Source organism: Exiguobacterium sp. s168 (assembly GCF_018619035.1).
GTDB classification, from domain to species: domain Bacteria; phylum Bacillota; class Bacilli; order Exiguobacteriales; family Exiguobacteriaceae; genus Exiguobacterium_A; species Exiguobacterium_A acetylicum.
In genome coordinates, this window is record NZ_JACSNE010000017.1 from 35,732 (window position 1) to 57,157 (window position 21,426).

Genomic DNA, 21,426 nt, shown 5'->3' on the forward strand with positions numbered 1-21,426 from the left:
AGGAAACCTGCGGCTTTTTCGGTCAGGAAGGTCGATATTTGTTATACTGGAAGCGGATAAATGTGGATAAGTGAAAGGAGGAGACCACCTGTGGATAAGTACGTTTGTTTAGAACATGTCGAGCTCGCGCTTGACGAAATCGTGGATGAAACAGAACAATACCCGATTCTCGATCAGCTAAATCCAGAAAAAAACATCACGTGTGAATACTGTGACGCACCGGCAACATATCTTGTGTCAAGCAAAAAATAAATATCAACATGTGGATTTGTGGATAACTCTGTGGATAACTCCTGAATTTTCTGTCAGAAAGCGAGAAAAAAGATGCAAATTACCATCATTACAGTCGGAAAGCTAAAAGAGAAGTATTTGAAGCAAGGCATCGCTGAATATACGAAGCGTCTCGGCGCCTACTGTTCGATCCAAGAAATCGAGGTCGCGGACGAAAAGGCACCGGAGCAGTTGAGTGAAGCGGAGATGGCACAAGTGAAGAAAAAAGAGGGTGAACGGATTTTAGCGAAGATCGGACCGGATGTTCATGTGCTTGCACTTGCTATCGAAGGAAAACAACGGACAAGCGAACAGTTCGCAAAAGAACTCGATCAACTCGCGACATACGGTAAGAGCAAAATTGCTTTCGTCATCGGTGGATCGCTCGGTCTTGCACCAGAAGTGATGCAGCGTGCGAATGATACAATCTCGTTTTCCAAGATGACATTCCCGCATCAATTGATGAAGATGATCCTCTGTGAACAGATTTATCGGGCGTACCGAATTAATCGGAATGAACCGTATCATAAGTAAACGTATGAATATCATTCTGAAGCGTCAAAGCACATCCTAAATGTCTTTGATGCTTTTTTTATAAGTCAATATTTCGATTAATAAAAAGGACATGAAAATCATGGAGGTGGAGAATAGATGGGAGCTTGGGGAGTAGCGATATTGTCTGATGACATAGCAGAAGATATTAGCTTTAGATATAAGGATTTATTAGGCGACAACTTTACGAATGAAGAAGCAACGAAAGTTGTTATTGAAGAATACCTAGATGAGATAGACGATGAAGAAATTACAGCTTTTTGGTTATCTTTTGCCTTAATACAATGGAAATTAGGAAGACTTCAAGATGAAGTGAAAAGTGAGGCATTGCGTATCATTGATAGTGGTGTTGACCTTGATCGTTGGGAAGAAGATCCTAAATTGAAAAAGAAACGCGAAGTCATCCTTTATAAATTGAAGGAGAAACTTAACTCTCCTCAGCCACAAGCCAAAAAAGTACCAAAGAGATTCATAGCTGAAACAAATTTAAAGACCGGTGATGCAATCAGTTATCAGTTACCATCAGGTGATTTCATGATTCTTAAGGTTATCGAAATCATTGAACAATGGACGAAGGATCGATATCCTCTTTTTGAAATATGTGATTGGATAGGGAAAGAAATTCCTTCAAAAGATCAAATCGATCTGTTAGATTTCAGGACAGAAATGCAAGCAGATGGAGAGTTATTATTTGATAAAGTAGCTGTTTATCCTGCAGGAAAAAGAGACGATCCAGCTAAACGTATAAAAGTGATAGCAGAAAATGTCTCTATAAAATTAGAGGCGGGAACTCCATATACGCTATTAACGTGGAAAGACTTAGATGAATATTTAACTTGGAATCGTTACATAGAATAAACATTAAAAATGAATGGAGGACATAATGATTATTCAGGTCATTGAAGAGGAAACACGTAGTCAGGTTAAAGCCTTTTTTACCAAGCACTGGGGTAGTTCGCAAATGGTAACGTCGACAGGTGTTCATGATTGCAGTCTGTTAGATGGGTTTTATGCCAAGAACGATGATCATGAAATCATTGGACTGATTACCTATCATATTACTTCGCAGACGTGCGAAATCATTTCACTGGATAGTCTTGAAGAAGGTAAAGGAATTGGTTCACGATTGATGCAAGTGATAGAGGAAAAGGCAACACAGCAACAATGTAACTTGCTGACACTCGTTACGACGAATGATAATGAGCATGCGATACGTTTTTATCAACATCGGGGATATACAGTATCAAAAGTGATTCCGAATGCCGTGGACCTTGCACGCAAAATAAAACCGGAAATCCCGTTGTACAATGAAAAGGGAGTTCCGATTAAAGACGAATTCATTTTGATAAAACATCTATGAGTTACATATTCGTTGTTGATGTTAGAACTTCTAAATAATCTTTCTCACTCTTGAATTGATCATTCACAATCAAATCTGGTGAAATCAAATAGGTTCCGGCATATTCACCGTACTTAATTTTGAAATAGCATGTTTTAGGTGCGAGTAGGCTTTTCGATTGATGAATCTGCTCTCGTGATAGTGGCGTCCAATCTGATTGATCTTGTGAATTAGCGAAAGAGACAACAATCGATTGATCAGCTTGAATCAATAGTACAAGATCGCTGTCTTGTAAACGCGATGGATTGACGTGGGTGAGGATCGGGTCGACAGACTTAGCGATAAACCCGCCAATAGTATTGTGTGACTGCTGTTCCTCGATGAATTGTTGAATCATAGTTATCCTCCTGACTGGATCTATGGATTATTCCGACTTTTCTTTCGTGATGATACCGATAACGAAACCAAATAGCATGATGATGCCGGTAACGAGTAACGCAGGCACGTGTCTTTCTAGTGCCATATAGAGACCTGCACCACTTAAGATGACGCCGGTTGGGATCAAACGTTTCGCATGAAGTATTCCTCCCAAACGGATAATGACGTTGTTTTCACTATACCGGATAGAACGTCAGATAAGACGCATGCTTTAGTAAATAATGATAATCTGATTTTGAATATGTAGAACGAAAACAGACGCCGTCCATTGACTTGGACAGCGTCTGTTTTTCATTATGTTCGCTCTAGTACATTGACGAGCATCTGATGGATGACGTCATGATCCCGGACGTCATGGACACGATAACTACCGGGTAACGTATAGACGTCTATCGCTCCAACGTAAGCAATCTTCAGTTCCAACGTTCCGTCCTCCTGACAGGTCGTCCGGAGTTCGATTTCACCGCTGATGACACCGACTTCTTGCGTCATGACACCATGTGTGGCGGTAAAAGTAGAGATTTTCGTTTCCATCGAATCGACTCCTTTTTAGTATGTACATGTGTTCAACATCGTTTGTAAGGCAGTTTTTTCACTCGACTGTAAGCTGAGGTTCCACCGACTCTTCGTATTGATCCACATCTTCGAGTAGGCACAGCTCGCACCTGCTCGTGTCGGCTTCCATGTCGACGGATCCTGATCCCCTTTTGAACGGTTCGAGCTTGCAGAGACAGCAATCAATTGCGGACCTGTTAAATCGTTTGCGAACGCTTGACGTGTCGTCGTCGTCCAGCTGCTTGCTCCTGAACGCCATGCTTCGGCAAGCGGTACGACGTGATCGATGTCGAGGTCAGACGGGTTCGTGAATGTCAGTCCGTCATAGTAACTATACCAAGAACCAGATGTAACGGGACACGATCCGACATATGAATCAGCGTCACGTTTTAAGACGACTTGTCGTGTATCACAGCCGCTTGCTTGACTGATCCAGTGCGGGAACAAATCACGCGAATAACCGGTCATGCTGCCTTCTGTTTTAACCGTTAAGGCATCGAGTTGAGACTGTGCCGTCGCTTTCGATGAGATCCCTGAGGGCAGTGCGGAAACGGATGTCGTATCGAATTGGAAAGCGGTCAGGCAGACGAGCGCAGTGATGACGATGGACTTGATGGCTTTGAACACGTGTCATTCCTCCTATGTATGAGACGAGATGATGTGAAGACACCCTTCACAATTTTTAGTATGGCATCACTTATTTAGGAGAAAATAAATATCGTGTAAATGTTATAAAAATTAAACTTTTGTCATTATTTGAACTACCTCCACCTACGCTTTGCTTAGAGATAGAGGATTCCTGAGTGATCCGACCTATCGGTTGAAACGTAATCAGGCTAACCCCGTCGTCCCGACGGTTGAAGAAGCTAGGATACGTTCGGCTTCTTGTTTAAGATTCAGTCCTGCGTTCACATCACGGTCGTGGTGGACACCACAACTCGGGCATGTCCATTCACGCAAGGCAAGATGTTTCACGTCTTTGTGTTGATGACCGCAACTCGAGCACAGTTGGCTAGATGCGAAGGTCTTCCCAATCTTCACGACAGTCTTTCCGTACCATCCTGCCTTATACTCCAGCATGCGGAAGAACGCTGACCAACTGACCTCGGAGATGGACTTGCTCAACTTGCGGTTCTTCTGCATGTTTTTCACCTGCAAGGTCTCGATTCCGATGACGTCGTGGTTTTTGACGATCTCGGTAGATACCTTGTGCAGGAAGTCGGTTCGCTTGTTGACAATCTTTTCATGGATGCGGGCGACCTTTCGTTTCTGCTTCTGGTAGTTCGTCGCCTCGGACAGCTTAACTTTCTTAGCCAAGACCATGCGCTGACGTCGAGAGAGCTTGCGTTGCTCCCGCGCGAGCTTCTTCTCAAGCCTTCGGAAGTAGCGATCGTTTTTATACACCGTGCCGTCCGACAGGATGGCAAAGTGCTTCAACCCGACATCGACGCCGATGGACGAACCCGTCTTCGGCAGTTCGTGGATCTCCTGCTCGACGAGCAGGGAAACGAAGTATTTCCCTGAAGCGTTACGTCGGATTGTGGCGTTCAAGATTCGTCCTTCTATCTGCCTCGAGTTGGCAAAACGCACCCACTTCAGCTTAGGAAGTTTGAGCTTGCTGCCAACGATTGAAACTTCGGGAAGTTGGTTCTTCTTCTCGATATTGGTTTTGTAGGATTGGACGGGATTACGCTTCGATTTGAATCGAGGCCGTTCGTTCTGCTTCTTGAAGAAGCGGTCATACGCATCGGTCAGGTGTTTGACACTCGATTGAAGCGAATGGCTATCGACTTCTTTCAACCAGTCAAACTCTTGCTTCAGCATCGGAATTTCTTTCGAACAAGAACCGTAAGACAATCCTTTGCCTGTCACTTTATACGTCTCATCCCACTTCGCTAAAAAGTAGTTGAATACGAAGCGCGAACAACCAAAGGTCTTCGCAATCAGGATTTCCTGCTCTTTTGTCGGGTATATACTGAATTTGTATGTCTTATGCTTCAACATGATTTTCACCTCCTATGAAAGGTTTATACCCGAAAGGAAGGGAGGCGATTCACCTCCCACTTTCACTTCGATTAGAAGTGGGAGTACTCTCGCTTAATTTAGATAGAAGAGTCTGATCTTAGGATTTAAGGTGTTCTAAAGCTAATCAAATCCTTCGAAAAGATGTCGGGTCATCTCGCATATGGTACGCTTTTCAGGAAGCAGGATTTTAATGATTTGAGGAGCTGGTATGCATGAATAAAAAAGACATCGCCGACATCCGTCGTCACTTCAAGATGGATGCCGATTTACTAAAAATCCATGAAATCTATAACGTCTATATCCGAAAAGAGACGAGCGAAATCTATCATGAGGAAGCCCGACCGTTTCCGTTGCTTGATCCGGAACAACAGGAGCTGTTTCTTGCGAACTTCAAGAAAGTACTAGGTGGAAAACTCGACGTCAAGCTGTTCGAGGTCAAGTTCACCCATCCGGAAGAAGGAGAGACGGGTCATACGCAACAGCTCCTTTATGAAGGACTGTATGCGGAAGAGCCGGAGGACTGGGTCGAACAGATGCAGACGATGGCGTTGAAGATGGTTCAAGACGTCCAGTACGAGAATGACCTCGTCGTCACGTTCATTCGCGGACAATACTATAAAACAACAAAACGCCAAGCGGATGAGACAGAGATCGATCCGAATGACGACGTCTATACGACGCCGTTCATCCTCGGTAGCCTTAACTTAACGGAGTTACCGAAACAATCGCTCGTCTTTGATTTTGTCGAACGCGAATTCAAGTCGAACTTATTCATCAATCCGGTCATCAAACTGGCGTCGCCGATTGGTGGATTTCTCTTCCCGACCTTTACCGACAATGCAGCAGACGTCAATCATGTTTTGTATGCGGCGGGTAAACCGAATAAACCGGATTTCGGCTTCCTTGAAAATGTCTTGAACGGTCAACCGATCGTCACGGCAGATGAGGATAAAGCGATCTTCGAGGAGATCGTCAAATCGGTCGTCGGTGAATCGATGGATACGAAGACGTTAGCCGGTGTCTATGAAAACATCAATCAGTTGATCGTCGTCGAAGAGGATCAGGATGAAGAAGAAGTACCGATGCTCGACGTCCAGGAAGTCGAGCGTGTCCTCAAGGCAAGCGGTGTCGAAGACGTCAGCACGGAGCAGGTCGAACGGGCGTTTAAGACGGTCGTCGACGATCCGACATACGAGATGAAGGCGAGTAACATCGTCCCGAACTATGAAGCGAAATCGATTAAAATCAATACGAAGGTCGCGAACATCGCGATCAGTCCGCAAGACTTGAAGTACGTCAAACAAGTCAACTACCAAGGAAAACGCTGCTTGTTGATCGAGGTCGAGGAAGACACGGTCATCGATGGCTTTACGATCGTTTCACAAGAACAATTACGATGAGGATCAGCGCAGGCGACTGCGCTGATTTTTTTAGGTGAAACATTTGCTTCTCCTGTCAAAGACAGGTATATTGTGATGTAAGCGGTCTCTTTTTTGAAAAAGAGGCATTCGAAAATTTTTTTGGTGGTTATCGAAAGCGCTTTCGATAACTGTTTGAACAGAAAGGAAGCGATCCATTTGTCTACCATATCGATGCAAGATTTGCTACGAACGTTACGAAATTGTTCATCGATTCATCAAGACGGACTTGAAATCGTCGATAAGGCAATTCCTGACGTCTCGACCCCGGGAACACTCGATCCGCGTGTCCGTGAGGTCGTCCTCACGCAGCGTCCATCGGTCTCGATTCCAGAAGGGGCATCGCCAGTTGAATTAGCGCGTGCTGGCATGGGGTGGAACAACGAAGACGTGACGACCCGACAGATTGCAACAGACGTCTTTGCGATTCCAAGACCCGGCACCAAGATCGAAGCACGGTTGTATCGTCCGGAAGCGGCGCGTCCGCTCCCGCTCGTCGTCTATTTCCATGGCGGTGGTTTTTTCGGTGGCACGCTCGAGACGGTCGAGAATCCATGTAAGGCATTAGCCGATAAGGGGAACGTCGCCGTCTTGTCGGTCGGCTACCGATTGGCGCCAGAGCATCCGTTTCCGATAGGGCTCGAGGATTGTCATGTAGCAATCGATTGGGCAGTTGAATACGCCGATCGACTCGGAATCGATCCAAGTGCGATTGCTGTCGCTGGCGATAGTGCGGGTGGGAACTTAGCGACGGTCTGTTGTCTGCTCGACCGTGAGCGTCCGACGCCTTACATTCGCTATCAAGTTTTGTATTATCCAGTCGTTAATGTCAGTGAACATCCAAATTCGGAATATGACTGGACGCTTGAGGCATACGACCGACAAACGGAACCCGAGCTACTCGAACGGATCATTTTATCGCTGCAAGATGAAGAGGGTATCCTCGAGCAATGGTATGTCCAAGAAAGCGATTCGAAGGATCCACGAATCTCGCCATTGTTCGCGACGCTCACCGATTTACCAGAAGCACTCGTCATTACAGGAGAGTTTGATTACTTACGTCTTGAAGGAGAAGCATATGCGAAAAAGCTCGCACGTGCCGGCGTCAAGACTCGCTATCTCCAGTATCGGGGGATGGAACATGCCTTTCTTGATAAACTCGGTCTGTATCCGCAAGCCGAAGACAGCTTAGACGAAATCGCGAAAGACTTAAAACGACTTTTTTTTCAAACTAACTAACAAAGGTGGATGACACATGACATACACGCTCGATTGGCAAGCCTATACAAAACTCGCACGACAAACCGTCGCAGAAGGGGCGGTCCTCTTACAAAATGATGGTGTGCTCCCGTTACAACCCGCATCGACGGTCGCTGTCTTCGGACGTAATCAGTTCAACTACTATAAAAGTGGAACAGGATCAGGCGGAATGGTCAACGTTACGAACGTCGTCAGTCCGCTCGACATGCTACGCGAAGACGTGACGTTGAACGCAGACGTCCTCAAGGCGTACGAGACGTGGCTTGAAGACCATCCGTTTGACCAAGGTGAAGGCTGGGCAGCCGAGCCGTGGTCGCAAGAAGAGATGCCGCTTGACGCGACACTCGTTCAGCAAGCAGCGCTTGACTCCGATGTTGCCTTGATCATGATTGGTCGCACGGCTGGAGAAGACCGCGACAATACGGCGGATCCAGGGAGTTATTTTTTAACGGAGACGGAACAGGAGATGCTCCGACTCGTGACGACACACTTCAAACAAACTGTGGTCGTCTTGAACGTCGGGAATATCATCGATATGCGCTGGGTCGAAGAGACGGCGCCAAGTGCTGTCCTTTACGCGTGGCAAGGAGGGATGGAAGGCGGAACTGGACTGAGTGATCTTTTGCTCGGCCGTGTCTCGCCGTCAGGGAAACTACCAGATACGATCGTTCGTTCACTCGATGATTATCCGTCAACACCACACTTCGGTCATGCGGATCGTGCGCTGTATCAAGAAGACATCTATGTCGGGTACCGTTATTTCGAGACGTTCGCACCGGAAGCAGTCTTGTATCCGTTCGGTTATGGATTATCGTATACGTCGTTCGACCTGACGACAGACGTGACGACGTCAGCTGATGCTTGGACGGTTACAGCGACGGTGACGAATACCGGTCAGACGAGCGGGAAGGAAGTCGTACAAGGTTATCTCGAGAAACCACAAGGACAACTCGGGAACCCGACGCGTCAACTCGTGACGTTCGGCAAGACAAAAGAACTCGCACCAGGCGAGCAAGAATCTCTCACACTCGTCGTACCGTTCGCCTCGTTTGCGAGTTATGACGATAGTGGTGTCACCGGGCATAAATCGTCTTATGTCATCGAACCTGGCACGTATCAGCTCTATCTCGGAACGGACGTCCGGTCGGCGGTTCCAGTCGCAAGCCATTCCGTCGAGACGCTTAACGTCACGGACGTCTTAACGGAGAACATGGCACCGGTGACGGCGTTTAAACGCATCAAACCACAAGCGACCGAAACAGGATATACGGTAACGTATGAAGCGACACCACTGCGGACGATCGATCCGGAACAACGCCGTCAACAGGAGCGTCCCGTTGAACGGACACGGGCAGAAGATGCCGGTTGGAAGTTACGCGACGTCAAAGAAGAGCGTGTTACGCTCGAGACGTTCCTCGATCAATTGACGAATGCGGATCTCGCAGCAATCGTCCGGGGGGAAGGGATGAACTCACCGCGCGTTACACCGGGAACGGCGGGCGCCTTTGGTGGCGTGACGACAGAACTCGAAGCACTCGGTATCCCGGCAGGCTGTTGTGCAGATGGTCCGTCCGGGATCCGGATGGACATCGGAACGAAAGCCTTCTCGTTACCGAACGGAACGTTGCTTGCTTCGACGTTCAACACAACGTTGATTGCCGATCTATTTGAGATGACAGGTCTTGAGTTACGGAAGAACGAGATTGATACGTTGCTTGGACCCGGGATGAACCTCCACCGTCATCCACTCAACGGACGGAACTTCGAGTATTTCTCGGAAGATTCGTATCTGACTGGAAAAATGGCCGTGGCACAGCTCGACGGGATGCACCGGGTTGGTGTGACGGGAACGTTGAAGCACTTCAGTGCCAACAACCAAGAGTTCCACCGGCATGATCTGGATTCGATCGTATCAGAACGGGCGTTACGTGAGTTGTACTTGAAAGGGTTCGAGATGGCAGTTAAGGAAGGGAAAGCATACTCGATCATGACGACGTACGGTGCCGTCAATGGCATCTGGACTGCCGGCTTATACGATCAGAACACACGCATCTTGCGCGATGAATGGGGCTTTGACGGAATCGTCATGACGGACTGGTGGGCGAAGATCAACGCCGAAGGTTTGGAAGCAAACCGTCAACAAACGGCGACGATGGTCCGTTCGCAAAACGATCTCTACATGGTCGTCGGTGAACCAGGAACGAATCCATTCGAGGATGATACGTTGACGGCTCTCGCTGACGGGACACTTCGACGTTCCGAGTTACTGCGGAGTGCCGCGAACATCTGTCAGTTCCTGTTGCGTTCACCAGTCATGGACCGCGTGATGGGAACAGCAACATCGATTGAGGTCCTCGGGGCACCGGTCGAAGAAGAGACGCTCGAAGATCAAGCCGTCTCACACCAACGTCTCGTCAGTGGAGATGCCTTCCCGTTAACGGACGTCACGACGACGACAGGCAGCAGTCACGTCTTCGCTGTCACGGCAGAAGAGACAGGGATGTATCAGGTCACGTTGACGGCACGTTCGAATGCTAGTGAACTGGCACAGATGCCGGTGACGTTGTTTGCGAACAACATGCCGGTCGCGACCTTCACCTTCAACGGAACGAACGGTGAGTGGGTCAGTCAGACGAAGGACGTCTTCGTCTTCAACCCACACAACTATCTGAAACTCTACTTTGCACTCGGTGGTCTCGAGTTAAAAGAGTTGACGTTCACGCTTGCGGAATCGTTTCATATGAAGAACGGCTAATCATATTAGCCGGACGGAAAGGACGGATTGCGTGCAGTTTTCCATCATCAAAAAACGGGTCGAGCAACTACTCGCCCCGTCGTTACAGGGGCGGATTGCTTTTCATGCAGCCGTCTACCGGATTCAAGACAGTCCTAGTCGCGTCTGGATGACGTTTGAAGGAGAAGAGATTCTCGGAGCAGACGACTTTCACTTCGAGCGGGAAGTCGAGCGGCGTTATGCAGTACAAGCTGCACAGTTACCGGAAAAACCAGCCGGATCGTTATGGCAGTCCGACTGGTTGAAGCAGTCGCATGCGTTATCCGCTGAGATCGAACGACAGGTCAAACAAGACGGGTATCTAGAGAACTACGAGATGCAACAGGACTTGTTGCAGTACCCGAACCTTGCGTTTGAACAAGCGCTCGTTCATCCACATCCTTTCATCCGCGGCATCGCACGGCTCGATCGGCGACTCGGCAAACGACGTTTCCTGTCGCTGACGCATCAGTCTGACTTTGAAAAATGGTGTGCGGATGCGCGGCAAACCGTCGAACACTGGTGACACCAAAAAGCACGCTTCCTCAAGCCGAGGAGGCGTGCTTTGCTGTTAGATTGAAAACGAGTTGACCTCGTGAATACCTTCTTCTTCAACGAAGGCGTCGAGTAAAGCGCGCACTTCGTCCGTTGAGTTCGTCTCCATCAATTTGACCCGCAGTTCACTCGCGCCACGGAATCCACGGACGTAAATCTTGAAGAACCGGCGTAATGGCTTGAAGAGACGTGGCTCGAATTGAGTTGAGTAATGATCGTGCAGATCAAGCTGCAGACGTAACAAATCGAGGAGTTCTTGGCTCGAATGTTCTTTTTTCTCGACTTCGAACGCAAACGGGTTGTGGAAGATCCCGCGACCGATCATGACACCGTCGACACCGTATTTCTCGACGAGTTCAAGACCGTGTTGGCGATCGTTGATATCCCCGTTGATCGTCAGTAACGTCTGTGGTGCGATTTCATCACGTAACTTCTTGATTTCCGGAATCAATTCGAAGTGCGCTGGAACGGCGCTCATCTCTTTACGTGTCCGGAGGTGAATCGAGAGATTCGCGATATCTTGCTCGAGGATGTGGCGCAACCAATCGTGCCACTCTTCGACCTTCGTATAACCGAGACGTGTTTTGACGCTGACCGGGAGACCGCCCGCTTTTGCAGCTTGAATCAGTTCAGCTGCGACTTCCGGACGATTGATCAAACCGGAGCCTTTACCGTTAACAGCAACGTTATGGACGGGACAGCCCATGTTGATGTCGATCCCGCTAAAGCCCATCTCTGCCATGCCGATGCTCATTTCGCGGAAATATTCCGGTTTGTCGCCCCAAATGTGAGCAACCATTGGTTGTTCATCCTCCGTGAACTCAAGACGTCCGCGGACGCTCTGTTTGCCTTTCGGATGACAATAGCTTTCTGTATTCGTAAATTCCGTGAAGAAGACGTCCGGACGCGCCGCTTTTGCGACGACGTGGCGGAAGACGACGTCGGTGACGTCTTCCATCGGTGCTAAGACGAAAAATGGTCGTGGTAAGTCCTGCCAAAAGTTCTTTTTCATAGTATATTAAACCCTTTCCTTAAGGTAATGCACATGTGTGGTTAAAGAATTTCATCAACTATACACTTTAAGCGCTCTGGCTAAAAAGTGCAAGTGAGGGATGCGATTCACTAGATGCAGGAGGGAATGAAGGAAATAAGAGAAAGTTGGACGGAGATAGTTTCCAGATATTGAATCTTTTCCGTCGATGATCGCGTAAATGAGACTATACCCTAAAGGAGGAGACCGGGATGCATACACTCTATATGAAAGAAAAGGCGTTTAGTTTACGTGGACGATTCTCGATTCAAGACGAGGCAGGGCACGACGCCTATCACATCGAGGGCAGTTTCATGAAACTTCCGAAGTCGTTCAGCGTGACGAACCGAGATGGAGAGGAAGTCGCGGAAATCACGAAGAAGACGTTCAGTTTCCGACCGGTCTTTTATGTCGAAGCAGCAGGGCAATCGTTTGAAATCATTAAAGAGTTCACGTTCTTCAAGGACCGCTATACAATCAACTCGGATCAATTCGAAGTGACGGGCGACTGGTGGGATGTTGATTTTGAAATCTTACAACAAGGGCAACGGATTGGTCGCGTGCAGAAGAAATGGATTTCTTGGACCGACCAGTACATGATTGAAGTCGAAGATGAATCGATGGAAGAGTTATTGATTGCCCTTGTCATCGCGATTGATTGCGTCAAGGCGGAGGAAAGTTCGAACTCTACATCTTTCATTGATTAAAAAGGGGCATGATTTAGGATGGAACAGTGGGACGTATACACAGCAGATCGTAAGAAAACAGGACGGCTCTGGACACGGGGAACGCCACATACAGCCGGCGATTATCACATGACGATTCACGTCTGTGTCTTTAACGCCAAAGGAGAGATGCTCGTCCAACAACGGCAACCGTTCAAATCTGGTTGGCCGAACATGTGGGATCTGACGGTCGGAGGCAGTGCAGTCAGCGGGGATACGAGTCAGATGGCAGCGCAACGTGAACTGTCGGAAGAGCTTGGACTCGATATCGATTTCACAGGTGTCCGTCCCCATTTAACGATCCCGTTTGAGATCGGTTTTGATGATTATTATCTCGTCGAGCAGGAAGTGGATTTGACGACGCTGACGTTGCAGGAAGAAGAAGTCCAACGCGTCGCTTGGATGACAGAAGAAGCGATCGTTAACGGGATCAAAGAAGGATGGTTCATCGGTTATCATGAATCATTGATTCGACTGTTGTTTGCCCTTCGCCATAGTTACGGCGCGCATAACGAGACATAAAAATAAGCCCTTCCGGTAATTCGGAAGGGCTTATTGCTTGGTTAAGCGGATTTTTGAAGTGTATCCGTCCGTTTTGGTTTTGTTTCTGGTAAGAAGAACGTGAAGAACAGATACACGGAACAGCAGAGGAAGAAGACGATCATTGAGACCGTATATCCCGCATGTCCGAGTGCGTAACTCCAAATGATCGTAAAGATCGTCTGCGTCGCATAAGCGATTGCCCAGAAGAGGCCGAATAAAACGGTGATCTTTTGCGGTGTCATTCCTTTTCGTTCGTGTGCCAAGTTCATGAAGATTGGATACTGGATGTACATCGCAAATCCGGAAATGAACGCAAAGACATATGAAACGAGTGGCGAGATGTTTCCGAACAAGACGGTGACGAGGAAACTCGCGATCATGATCGTCCCGCTGATCAACAGAATCGGTTTACGAGGTGTTCCTTTGTTACCGATCCGTAGACCGACGAACGTTCCGACGATTCCGGCACCTGAGACCAACAGGTTGACGAGCGAACCGTTCAATTGCGTATACGTATCGAACACAGGTTTCAAGCCAACGAGCGATAAGATATAGAGCGTCAAGAAACCGCCGAAGGCAACCGCATATCTCCAGAGGAACGGATCGCGGACAGCATCTCCGTAACCGTAAGGCGTTTCGTCCGCGTCCGCAGCATCGTTCAACTCGAACGATTCACTGCCGATCCACCATGCGAAGAAGAGGATTGCTGTCAGACTCGCGAAGATTGTCAATGTCAGTTTCCAGTCACTGACGAATTGATCAGCGAACAAGGTGAACAAGAGTGACACGACGAATGCACCTACGTTATACGATACGGTATTGAAAGCGTTGATCCGTAATTTTTCAGCCGGATCCTGGACGTAACGTGTCACGACCGGATTCATATAGACGATGACCATCGAACCACCGAGTCCCATGACCATGCGAGCGACTGTATACGCCCAGTAGTTCGGTAGATAGATGGCGACGATCGACATCATCAGGAACAACAATGCGAGTAACGGTGCTTTTTTCGGACCGAGCTTCATCAAGATGAGCGCAGCGAGAATGTTCGCGAAAACACGTGCCGTCGTGATCGAATAGTTGACGAGTTGTGAGATGAGGGGGTCAACGGTCTGATTGCCGAAGAAATGCGCCGTGATTTGTGGTGTCAACGACGAACCCGCGACCCAGTTCATGGCGAAGGTCGCATAGGCGAACCAGAGGACGATCATCATGAAATAGCCTTTTTTTGTGGTAGACATAAAAATCCCTTCTTTTCTGAAGTTCCGCTTCATACATGAATCGAAAACTACTTAACTTTATTATCAATTCATTCAATATAAAGCCGTTCCGAAGGGAAGTAAAATAGATAGTTCTTATAGTGAGTATAAGAAAATAGAATAAAAGAGAATATACAAAAACTAATAAGTTACATAATTAGTTAATAGTCTTGCATAATTTACCGATAAAGATATGCACAAATAATTTTGTTGGATAGGGGAAGTAAGAATGAGATTAGCTAAAACGATTATAACGGGGTTATTGCTTACAATTTTAGTACTTGTTGCAAATGAAAATTTAGTAACAGCGAGTACAAAAAATTTAAAAGCAAGCGATGGGAAAAACTGTACGATTATCGGTACAAAAGGAAACGATACTTTAAAAGGCACTAACAAATCTGATGTAATTTGTGGTTTAGGCGGAAATGATAAAATTCAAGGTCTTGGAGGAAACGATACAATTGATGGTGGAAGTGGTGATGATTCAATTGTTGCGGGTTCAGGAGACGATAAGCTATATGGAGGAACAGGAAACGATACACTCAAAGGGGAAAGTGGATCAGATTATTTTAAAGGGAACGAAGGAATCGATACCGTTTCATATAGCGATAAGAAAAAAGATTTGAATATTAGCTTAAACAATAAAAAAGATGATGGAGAAAAAAACGAAAAGGATTTAATTAGTAGTGATATTGAAAACTTAACTGGCGGGACAGGAAACGATAAAATCCAAGGGAACGATCGGAAAAATACGCTCGTTGGACTCGCTGGAAACGATAAAATCGAAGGTAATAAAGGGAATGACGAAATCGTTGGAAAAGAAGGTAGCGATATTTTGAAAGGTAATCAAGGCGACGATCACATTGATGGAGGACAAGGTAGTAATACATGTTACTTGGATCAAGAAGATAGTGAGAGTTCGAGTTGCCAGTTGCTAAAAGACCTAGGTGATTTAGTAGTTCGTGTAAAAGGAACCATTCATAACAGTGACTTGAAAGGTTGCTACTTCTTTATGAACAGTCTCATTGGGGAAGAGCCTGCTGCGTCAGGCTTGATTGATAAAAATGGTCACTTTGAATTTGATGCATTTACCGGAAAATATTATAACTGGCAAGTTGGAAAACTATTTGAGAGTGGATATACAGACTACCCTGGAGAGAATCCGGATTGTGCGTCAAATGTCAGTTTAAGTGGAAATATGTTCAGTCTTGAAATTGTAAAAAATATGCCTGATTTTTCGATCACATTACCTGATGTTATTGAAGCAACAATTAGTGTGAAAAATGCTGCTGGAAAAAGAATAGCCGGATTGAATTCAGGTTATGTTACTGGTGGTCAACGTCAAATTCCTTCATCATGGGATAAGGAAAGTTATTATAATTTATCAATTCCACCGTTCACAACACAGGCAAATCAGGATCAAAAAGTGAACGTATTAGAAGGTGACGACTACGATATTCGATTAAGCGGGAAGATTTATGGGATGAAGATTTCTAGAGAATTTGAAGGGAAATGGTCTAAAAAAGTTAACTTAGTCATCCAATAATTATAAAAAATAAGTAAGCGGATACAATTAATTTTAGAGTTGATTCTTTAAAATTAATATCAAAATTAATTTGACAAACGCTGTCGAGATTACTAGAATTAGAAACAATTCATCGATGCAGCGACGCATCGGATAATCAAATAAAGAGAAAGCTATGATTGTCATGGGTCACACTATGGCAGGAGCAGCTTCTGGAGAGACCGTGTTGACACGGCGCCGAAGGGTTCACAATCTCAGGCAAACGGACAGAAGAGTAATCACATGCAGCGACGGGCATTCATGGAATGTCGTAGTGGCGTGTATGGGTTATTCCTTTGATTTTGTTGAGATTGGACATTCGTCCAGTCTCTTTTTTTCTTTTTCAGGACCGACAGAACGGTCTGAAGCGTAGAGAAGCCATCATAAGGAGGAGTTCAGGTTTGGAACAGCAAGGATTAAAGCGGGATTTATCGAATCGTCATGTACAGTTGATTGCCATTGGTGGAACGATCGGAACAGGGTTGTTTTTAGGATCAGGAAAAGCGATCCAACTCGCCGGCCCATCAATCATTTTTGCCTACTTACTCGTCGGGATCGCAATCTTCTTCGTCATGCGCGCACTTGGGGAATTGTTATTGTCAAAAGCAGGCTATCAGTCACTCACGGATATCGCAGAAGATTATCTCGGACCACGTGCCGCGTTCGTGACCGGTTGGACGTACTGGTTCTGTTGGATCATGACGGCAATGGCGGACATCATCGCCGTCGGTCTGTACGTCAAGTATTGGTTTGATATCCCGCAATGGATTCCAGCCGTTCTTGCGCTCTTGATTTTACTTGGTTTTAACTTATTGACCGTTAAATTGTTCGGAGAACTCGAGTTTTGGTTCGCCTTGATCAAGGTCGTGACGATCCTCGCCTTGATCGGTGTCGGAATCGTCTTGCTCGCGATTGGTTTTGAAACAGACGCTGGTCCCGTGACCGTGTCGAACCTTTGGTCACATGATGGCTGGATGCCAAACGGAATTACCGGATTCCTGCTATCGTTCCAAATGGTCGTCTTCGCCTATGTCGGCGTCGAGCTCGTTGGGGTGTCAGCAGCAGAAACTGCGGATCCAAAAAAGAACATTCCGTCCGCGATCAATAAGATTCCGCTTCGGATCTTATTCTTCTATGTCGGTGCTTTACTCGTCCTCTTGATGATCAACCCATGGACAGGATTAAGTGCGACAGAAAGTCCGTTCGTCAAGACGTTCAGTCTGATCGGGATTCCACTCGCAGCGGGAATCATCAACTTCGTCGTACTGACGTCTGCTGCTTCTGCGTGTAATAGCGGAATGTTCTCGACGAGCCGGATTCTGTATAACCTGGGAAATCAAAAGCAAGCGTCGAACAAGTTCTCGAAGTTGAACAAAAACCATGTCCCAGCAAACGCCTTGTTCGTCTCGACGATCGTCGTCTCAGTTGGTGCTTTGCTCAGTAAACTGTTACCAGGACAAGCATTTAGTATCGTCACGACGATCAGTGCGATCTGCTTCATCTGGGTTTGGGGTGTCATCCTCGTCTGTCATCTCCGGTACAAGAAACAAAATCCGGAATTGCATGCAGCGTCGACATTCAAAGCACCATTGACACCATTCGTCAATTACCTCGTGCTCGGATTGTTTGCAGTCATTCTCGTCGTCATGCTATTTGCTGATGATACACGTCCAGCCTTGTTGCTGACACCGGTCTGGTTCCTCGGACTATTCGGACTGTATCATCTCCGAAAAAAGAAACAACAAGCAGTTGACCAAAAAAGTGCGTAATTCAAAACAAGCCGGCCGGATCTAATCCGAGCGGCTTGTTTCATGGTGTATCGAAAGCGCCATCCTGTAGTTGTTTCCGAAGTGCTTTCGCTTTCTTTCGAATATCACGTTTGCTGTCCGCATCGCGTTTTCCCCATTGCCGATACATCATCGACATCCGCTGATTATCAGCGAAGCGTTTTTCGTGCCGGTCGATGAAGTCCCAGTACAAGGCGTTAAACGGACAGGCATCCTCTCCGAGCATGTCTTTTTGATGAAAAGGACATCCCTTGCAATAATCACTCATCTTATGGATGTAATTTGCCGAAGCGATGTACGGTTTAGTCGATAATGTTCCTCCGTCGGCATGAAGCGCCATCCCGAGGACGTTCGGTAAGACGACCCAGTCATAGGCATCGATGTACATCTCTTTGAACCAATCTGCCGTCTGTTGCGGCGAGATCGCAAACAGATTAGCGAAGTTTCCGAGCACCATCAAGCGCTGGATATGGTGATTATGGGCATGCTCGACGACGGGACGTAACGATTCAGCGACACAGTTCATGTTCGTCTTCCCGGTCCAGAAAAAGTCCGGTAAATTCGCTTCATGACGTAGCGCATTGACGGAAGCATAGTCTGGCATCTCGGCTAGGTAGACGGCACGCATGTACTCGCGCCAGCCGAGGATTTGTCGAATAAAACCTTCGACCGCATTGAGCGGAGCATCTTGATCTTCGAGGGCTGCCTCGACTTGACGAATGACCTCTTTCGGTGTCAATAGACCAAGATTGATTGCTGCTGACAAGAGCGAATGCGATAGCGTATCTTCACCGGTCAGCATGGCGTCTTGATACGTTCCGAACGTCTCGAGTCGTTCTTCGATGAAACGATGGAGAGCCCGCGTCGCTTCCTTGCGCGTGACCGGCCAATGGAAGGAATCAAGTGCTCCCGGATGATTGGAAAAATCACGCTCGACCTTGTCGATGACGTCCTTTGTGATGCGATCGGGACGAAACTGAACGGGATCCGGAAACGTTATACCGGACTTCGCTGGTTTTCGGTTCTCGGCGTCAAAAGACCACTTTCCACCAATCGGTTTGGAGCCGTTCATGAGAACGTTTCGTTCCTTACGCAGTTTGCGATAAAACCGATCCATCTTGTATGGCTTGTCTCCGATTGCTTCGACCGCTTCTTCTTGTGTCAGTAAAAACAATGGTACGTCGGAACAGACTTCGACCGTGATCTTCTTCGGTAAAGCGTCCTGCCATTTCTGCATCGCCTTGCGCATCGGTTCGTCCGTGATTGCCGTATAGAATACATGATCCGGATCATGATCTTTCTGATGTGCCTTGAATGCCTGATCAAACGAATCGGCTTCCCGGTAATCGACGGTGAAGCCTTTTTCGCGCAGTTCTTCCGCAAAATGTCGCATCGCTGAGAAGACGAGGACGAGCTTTTGTTTATGGTACGTCTTCCACTTGGAGCGCGAAGTCGCTTCGACCATCAGGATGACGTCGTTTTGTTTGTTTGCTTCCTGCAATAAGGGGAGATCGTGATTCAATTGATTTCCGAATATCCAGCGTGTCGCCATGAGCGTTCCTCCTTTTACTTTCGTTATATGATTACCGTTTTTCGTCAAAGTCATGCCTGATTGTGTGCCGGCTGACGAAAATCAACTTACCTGAATCATCGCTTTTACACATTTCTGAATGTAAAAGAAGTTCCTTTCTGTGCAAGCTATGATAGGGTTATAATGGAAAGGTAAGTTGTCGTCATGAGGGGGAAGTTTTTCATGACAGGTAGTCCATAATATCAACGGGGATAGGAAGGATATCATGAGCAGTATGCCTAAAAAAACAGACGTTATTTTAATTGGTGCCGGAGTCATGAGCGCGACGTTAGGGGTCTTGTTAAAAGAACTCGCGCCTGAGATGAACATCAAGGTATTCGAGAAACTCGCGAGTGCCGGGGAAGAGAGCTCGAATGAGTGGAACAATGCAGGAACAGGTCACGCCGCACTATGCGAACTAAACTATACGACGGAAAACGCCGATGGTTCGATCGATATCAGTAAAGCGGTCAAAGTAAATGAACAGTTCCAACTGTCACGTCAATTCTGGTCGCATCTCGTCAAGGAAGGTGTCTTGCCGAATCCGAAAGAATTCATCATGCCGATTCCACATATGAGCATGGTTGAAGGAACAGAAAACGTCGAATTTCTGAAAAAACGATTGGAAGCGCTATCAGCAAATCCGTTGTTTGCGGGAATGGAATATTCAGAGGATCCAGCGAAATTAGCCGAGTGGATTCCACTCATCATGAACGGTCGGACGTCACCAGAGCCGATCGCTGCGACAAAAATCGATTCAGGAACGGACGTCAACTTTGGTGCGTTGACACGAATCCTGTTTGAATATCTCGCACAGCACGATGTTACAATCAACTACCAGCATGGCGTCGAGGATTTGAAGCGTGTTGACGGTGGTTGGGAAGTCAAAGTGAAGAATGAGCGCGATCACCGAATCGAGCATCATACGGCGCAGTTCGTCTTCATCGGGGGGGGTGGCGGTAGTCTACCGTTGCTTCAAAAAACAGGCATCGAGGAATCGAAGCAGATCGGTGGTTTCCCGGTCAGTGGCTTGTTCCTTGTCTGTAAAAATCCTGAAATCATCGAACAACACCATGCGAAAGTCTACGGAAAAGCAAAAGTCGGAGCACCGCCGATGTCGGTACCGCACTTGGATACACGGTACATCGATGGAAAGAAATCGCTCCTCTTCGGACCATTCGCTGGCTTTTCACCGAAGTTCCTTAAGACAGGATCGAATCTTGATTTGATCGCGTCCGTCAAACCGAACAACGTCTTGACGATGCTTGCTGCGGGAGCAAAAGAGATGGGATTGACGAAGTATCTGATCGAACAAGTCCTCTTGTCGACGGAACAACGGATGAACGAATTACGAGAGTTCATCCCGAATGCGAAGACGGAAGACTGGGATGTCGTCGTCGCTGGTCAACGTGTTCAAGTCATCAAGGATACACCGCAAGGAAAAGGGACACTCCAGTTCGGGACAGAGGTCGTCAGTGCAGCCGACGGATCTGTCGCTGCCTTACTCGGGGCGTCTCCAGGTGCCTCAACAGCGGTACCGGTCATGCTCGAAGTACTCGCGAAATGTTTTCCGTCCGAACTACCGACGTGGGAAGCAAAAATCAAGGAGATGATTCCGTCTTACGGGATCTCACTCGTTGAACATCCGGAATTGTTCGAACAGATCCATGCCGAAACAGCAAAAACGCTCGAACTCGAACAAGGTCAACCGATTCGCTAAACGAAAACCGTCCGACTCTACGAGGAGCCGGACGGTTTTT

General features: G+C 47.2%; 21 protein-coding genes and 1 riboswitch. Of the genes, 13 read left to right on the forward strand and 8 right to left on the reverse strand.

Translation table 11 applies throughout. From position 1 onward, the window contains the following. The first annotated feature begins 90 nt into the window (after positions 1-90). The 4 genes from KNQ15_RS10700 (at position 91) to KNQ15_RS10715 (ending at position 2,182) form a co-directional block, all read left to right on the forward strand. Positions 91-252 carry a CxxH/CxxC protein gene (locus tag KNQ15_RS10700; RefSeq protein ID WP_023469838.1) on the forward strand — a complete coding sequence of 54 codons (162 nt, stop codon included), beginning with the start codon at positions 91-93 and terminating at the stop codon, positions 250-252. 72 nt (positions 253-324) lie between these two features. Beyond that, positions 325-804 (forward strand): 23S rRNA (pseudouridine(1915)-N(3))-methyltransferase RlmH, encoded by a 480-nt coding sequence (gene rlmH / locus KNQ15_RS10705; RefSeq protein WP_023469837.1) that lies wholly within the window; start codon positions 325-327, stop codon positions 802-804. A gap of 117 nt (positions 805-921) precedes the next feature. Then, complete coding sequence (locus KNQ15_RS10710; RefSeq protein ID WP_214729322.1) at positions 922-1,680, forward strand: hypothetical protein; 759 nt, start codon at positions 922-924, stop codon at positions 1,678-1,680. A gap of 25 nt (positions 1,681-1,705) precedes the next feature. Next, the gene (locus tag KNQ15_RS10715) at positions 1,706-2,182 is read left to right on the forward strand and encodes a GNAT family N-acetyltransferase (protein WP_214729324.1); all 477 of its coding nucleotides are present in this window, start codon (positions 1,706-1,708) and stop codon (positions 2,180-2,182) included. Position 2,183: 1 nt separating this feature from the next. Here KNQ15_RS10715 and KNQ15_RS10720 read toward each other — a convergent pair whose 3' ends face one another. The 5 genes from KNQ15_RS10720 to tnpB all read right to left on the reverse strand — a co-directional run bounded on the left by KNQ15_RS10720 (position 2,184) and on the right by tnpB (position 5,158). After that, the gene (locus tag KNQ15_RS10720) at positions 2,184-2,558 is read right to left on the reverse strand and encodes a hypothetical protein (protein WP_214729326.1); all 375 of its coding nucleotides are present in this window, start codon (positions 2,556-2,558) and stop codon (positions 2,184-2,186) included. 27 nt (positions 2,559-2,585) lie between these two features. Beyond that, positions 2,586-2,753, reverse strand: coding sequence for a hypothetical protein (locus KNQ15_RS10725; protein WP_214729328.1), 168 nt, complete (start codon positions 2,751-2,753; stop codon positions 2,586-2,588). A 140-nt stretch (positions 2,754-2,893) separates the two neighbouring features. Beyond that, positions 2,894-3,133 carry a hypothetical protein gene (locus KNQ15_RS10730; RefSeq protein ID WP_214729330.1) on the reverse strand — a complete coding sequence of 80 codons (240 nt, stop codon included), beginning with the start codon at positions 3,131-3,133 and terminating at the stop codon, positions 2,894-2,896. Positions 3,134-3,148: 15 nt separating this feature from the next. Next, positions 3,149-3,769, reverse strand: coding sequence for an HNH endonuclease family protein (locus tag KNQ15_RS10735; protein WP_483299355.1), 621 nt, complete (start codon positions 3,767-3,769; stop codon positions 3,149-3,151). A 216-nt stretch (positions 3,770-3,985) separates the two neighbouring features. Next, positions 3,986-5,158 carry an IS200/IS605 family element RNA-guided endonuclease TnpB gene (gene tnpB, locus KNQ15_RS10740; protein ID WP_214729334.1) on the reverse strand — a complete coding sequence of 391 codons (1,173 nt, stop codon included), beginning with the start codon at positions 5,156-5,158 and terminating at the stop codon, positions 3,986-3,988. Between the two features lie 233 nt (positions 5,159-5,391). On the opposite strand from tnpB, the gene KNQ15_RS10745 reads away from it, so the two are divergent. The 4 genes from KNQ15_RS10745 to KNQ15_RS10760 all read left to right on the forward strand — a co-directional run bounded on the left by KNQ15_RS10745 (position 5,392) and on the right by KNQ15_RS10760 (position 11,156). Continuing rightward, a complete protein-coding gene (locus KNQ15_RS10745) occupies positions 5,392-6,579 on the forward strand; it encodes a DUF4317 domain-containing protein (RefSeq protein ID WP_035395462.1) in 1,188 nt (395 codons plus the stop codon). 177 nt (positions 6,580-6,756) lie between these two features. Then, positions 6,757-7,836, forward strand: a complete 1,080-nt coding sequence (locus tag KNQ15_RS10750) for an alpha/beta hydrolase (RefSeq protein WP_251137666.1) — start codon at positions 6,757-6,759, stop codon at positions 7,834-7,836. Positions 7,837-7,852: 16 nt separating this feature from the next. Further along, positions 7,853-10,612, forward strand: coding sequence for a glycoside hydrolase family 3 protein (locus tag KNQ15_RS10755; RefSeq protein WP_214729336.1), 2,760 nt, complete (start codon positions 7,853-7,855; stop codon positions 10,610-10,612). 31 nt (positions 10,613-10,643) lie between these two features. After that, positions 10,644-11,156 (forward strand): SF0329 family protein, encoded by a 513-nt coding sequence (locus KNQ15_RS10760; protein WP_214729338.1) that lies wholly within the window; start codon positions 10,644-10,646, stop codon positions 11,154-11,156. A 45-nt stretch (positions 11,157-11,201) separates the two neighbouring features. Here KNQ15_RS10760 and KNQ15_RS10765 read toward each other — a convergent pair whose 3' ends face one another. Continuing rightward, positions 11,202-12,197, reverse strand: a complete 996-nt coding sequence (locus tag KNQ15_RS10765; RefSeq protein ID WP_047394909.1) for a tRNA dihydrouridine synthase — start codon at positions 12,195-12,197, stop codon at positions 11,202-11,204. Positions 12,198-12,427: 230 nt separating this feature from the next. Between KNQ15_RS10765 and KNQ15_RS10770 the strand changes: the two genes are divergently transcribed. Then, the gene (locus tag KNQ15_RS10770; RefSeq protein WP_214729340.1) at positions 12,428-12,922 is read left to right on the forward strand and encodes an LURP-one-related/scramblase family protein; all 495 of its coding nucleotides are present in this window, start codon (positions 12,428-12,430) and stop codon (positions 12,920-12,922) included. An 18-nt stretch (positions 12,923-12,940) separates the two neighbouring features. Continuing rightward, positions 12,941-13,462: an NUDIX hydrolase gene (locus tag KNQ15_RS10775; protein ID WP_214729342.1), complete on the forward strand. Its 522-nt coding sequence runs from the start codon at positions 12,941-12,943 to the stop codon at positions 13,460-13,462. Positions 13,463-13,503: 41 nt separating this feature from the next. Here the strand turns inward: KNQ15_RS10775 and KNQ15_RS10780 are convergent, their stop codons facing one another. Further along, complete coding sequence (locus KNQ15_RS10780; protein ID WP_214729344.1) at positions 13,504-14,727, reverse strand: MFS transporter; 1,224 nt, start codon at positions 14,725-14,727, stop codon at positions 13,504-13,506. A gap of 247 nt (positions 14,728-14,974) precedes the next feature. On the opposite strand from KNQ15_RS10780, the gene KNQ15_RS10785 reads away from it, so the two are divergent. Both KNQ15_RS10785 and KNQ15_RS10790 read left to right on the forward strand, forming a co-directional pair. After that, positions 14,975-16,291, forward strand: coding sequence for a calcium-binding protein (locus KNQ15_RS10785; protein WP_214729346.1), 1,317 nt, complete (start codon positions 14,975-14,977; stop codon positions 16,289-16,291). 181 nt (positions 16,292-16,472) lie between these two features. Then, positions 16,473-16,550: riboswitch (glycine riboswitch) on the forward strand. Positions 16,551-16,710: 160 nt separating this feature from the next. Continuing rightward, positions 16,711-18,078 (forward strand): amino acid permease, encoded by a 1,368-nt coding sequence (locus KNQ15_RS10790; protein WP_214729348.1) that lies wholly within the window; start codon positions 16,711-16,713, stop codon positions 18,076-18,078. A 40-nt stretch (positions 18,079-18,118) separates the two neighbouring features. Here KNQ15_RS10790 and KNQ15_RS10795 read toward each other — a convergent pair whose 3' ends face one another. Further along, on the reverse strand, positions 18,119-19,648 hold the full coding sequence (locus tag KNQ15_RS10795; protein WP_214729350.1) for a cryptochrome/photolyase family protein: 1,530 nt from the start codon (positions 19,646-19,648) through the stop codon (positions 18,119-18,121). Between the two features lie 244 nt (positions 19,649-19,892). Between KNQ15_RS10795 and KNQ15_RS10800 the strand changes: the two genes are divergently transcribed. After that, positions 19,893-21,386, forward strand: coding sequence for a malate:quinone oxidoreductase (locus KNQ15_RS10800; protein ID WP_214729352.1), 1,494 nt, complete (start codon positions 19,893-19,895; stop codon positions 21,384-21,386). The last annotated feature ends 40 nt before the right edge of the window (positions 21,387-21,426 follow it).

Coding starts and splice junctions, on each gene's coding strand:
- rlmH (WP_023469837.1), top strand. CDS start 325: ATGCAAATTACCATCATTACAGTCGGAAAGCTAAAAGAGAAGTATTTG.
- KNQ15_RS10710 (WP_214729322.1), top strand. CDS start 922: ATGGGAGCTTGGGGAGTAGCGATATTGTCTGATGACATAGCAGAAGAT.
- KNQ15_RS10715 (WP_214729324.1), top strand. CDS start 1,706: ATGATTATTCAGGTCATTGAAGAGGAAACACGTAGTCAGGTTAAAGCC.
- KNQ15_RS10720 (WP_214729326.1), bottom strand. CDS start 2,558: ATGATTCAACAATTCATCGAGGAACAGCAGTCACACAATACTATTGGC.
- KNQ15_RS10730 (WP_214729330.1), bottom strand. CDS start 3,133: ATGGAAACGAAAATCTCTACTTTTACCGCCACACATGGTGTCATGACG.
- tnpB (WP_214729334.1), bottom strand. CDS start 5,158: ATGTTGAAGCATAAGACATACAAATTCAGTATATACCCGACAAAAGAG.
- KNQ15_RS10745 (WP_035395462.1), top strand. CDS start 5,392: ATGAATAAAAAAGACATCGCCGACATCCGTCGTCACTTCAAGATGGAT.
- KNQ15_RS10755 (WP_214729336.1), top strand. CDS start 7,853: ATGACATACACGCTCGATTGGCAAGCCTATACAAAACTCGCACGACAA.
- KNQ15_RS10765 (WP_047394909.1), bottom strand. CDS start 12,197: ATGAAAAAGAACTTTTGGCAGGACTTACCACGACCATTTTTCGTCTTA.
- KNQ15_RS10770 (WP_214729340.1), top strand. CDS start 12,428: ATGCATACACTCTATATGAAAGAAAAGGCGTTTAGTTTACGTGGACGA.
- KNQ15_RS10775 (WP_214729342.1), top strand. CDS start 12,941: ATGGAACAGTGGGACGTATACACAGCAGATCGTAAGAAAACAGGACGG.
- KNQ15_RS10780 (WP_214729344.1), bottom strand. CDS start 14,727: ATGTCTACCACAAAAAAAGGCTATTTCATGATGATCGTCCTCTGGTTC.
- KNQ15_RS10785 (WP_214729346.1), top strand. CDS start 14,975: ATGAGATTAGCTAAAACGATTATAACGGGGTTATTGCTTACAATTTTA.
- KNQ15_RS10795 (WP_214729350.1), bottom strand. CDS start 19,648: ATGGCGACACGCTGGATATTCGGAAATCAATTGAATCACGATCTCCCC.
- KNQ15_RS10800 (WP_214729352.1), top strand. CDS start 19,893: ATGAGCAGTATGCCTAAAAAAACAGACGTTATTTTAATTGGTGCCGGA.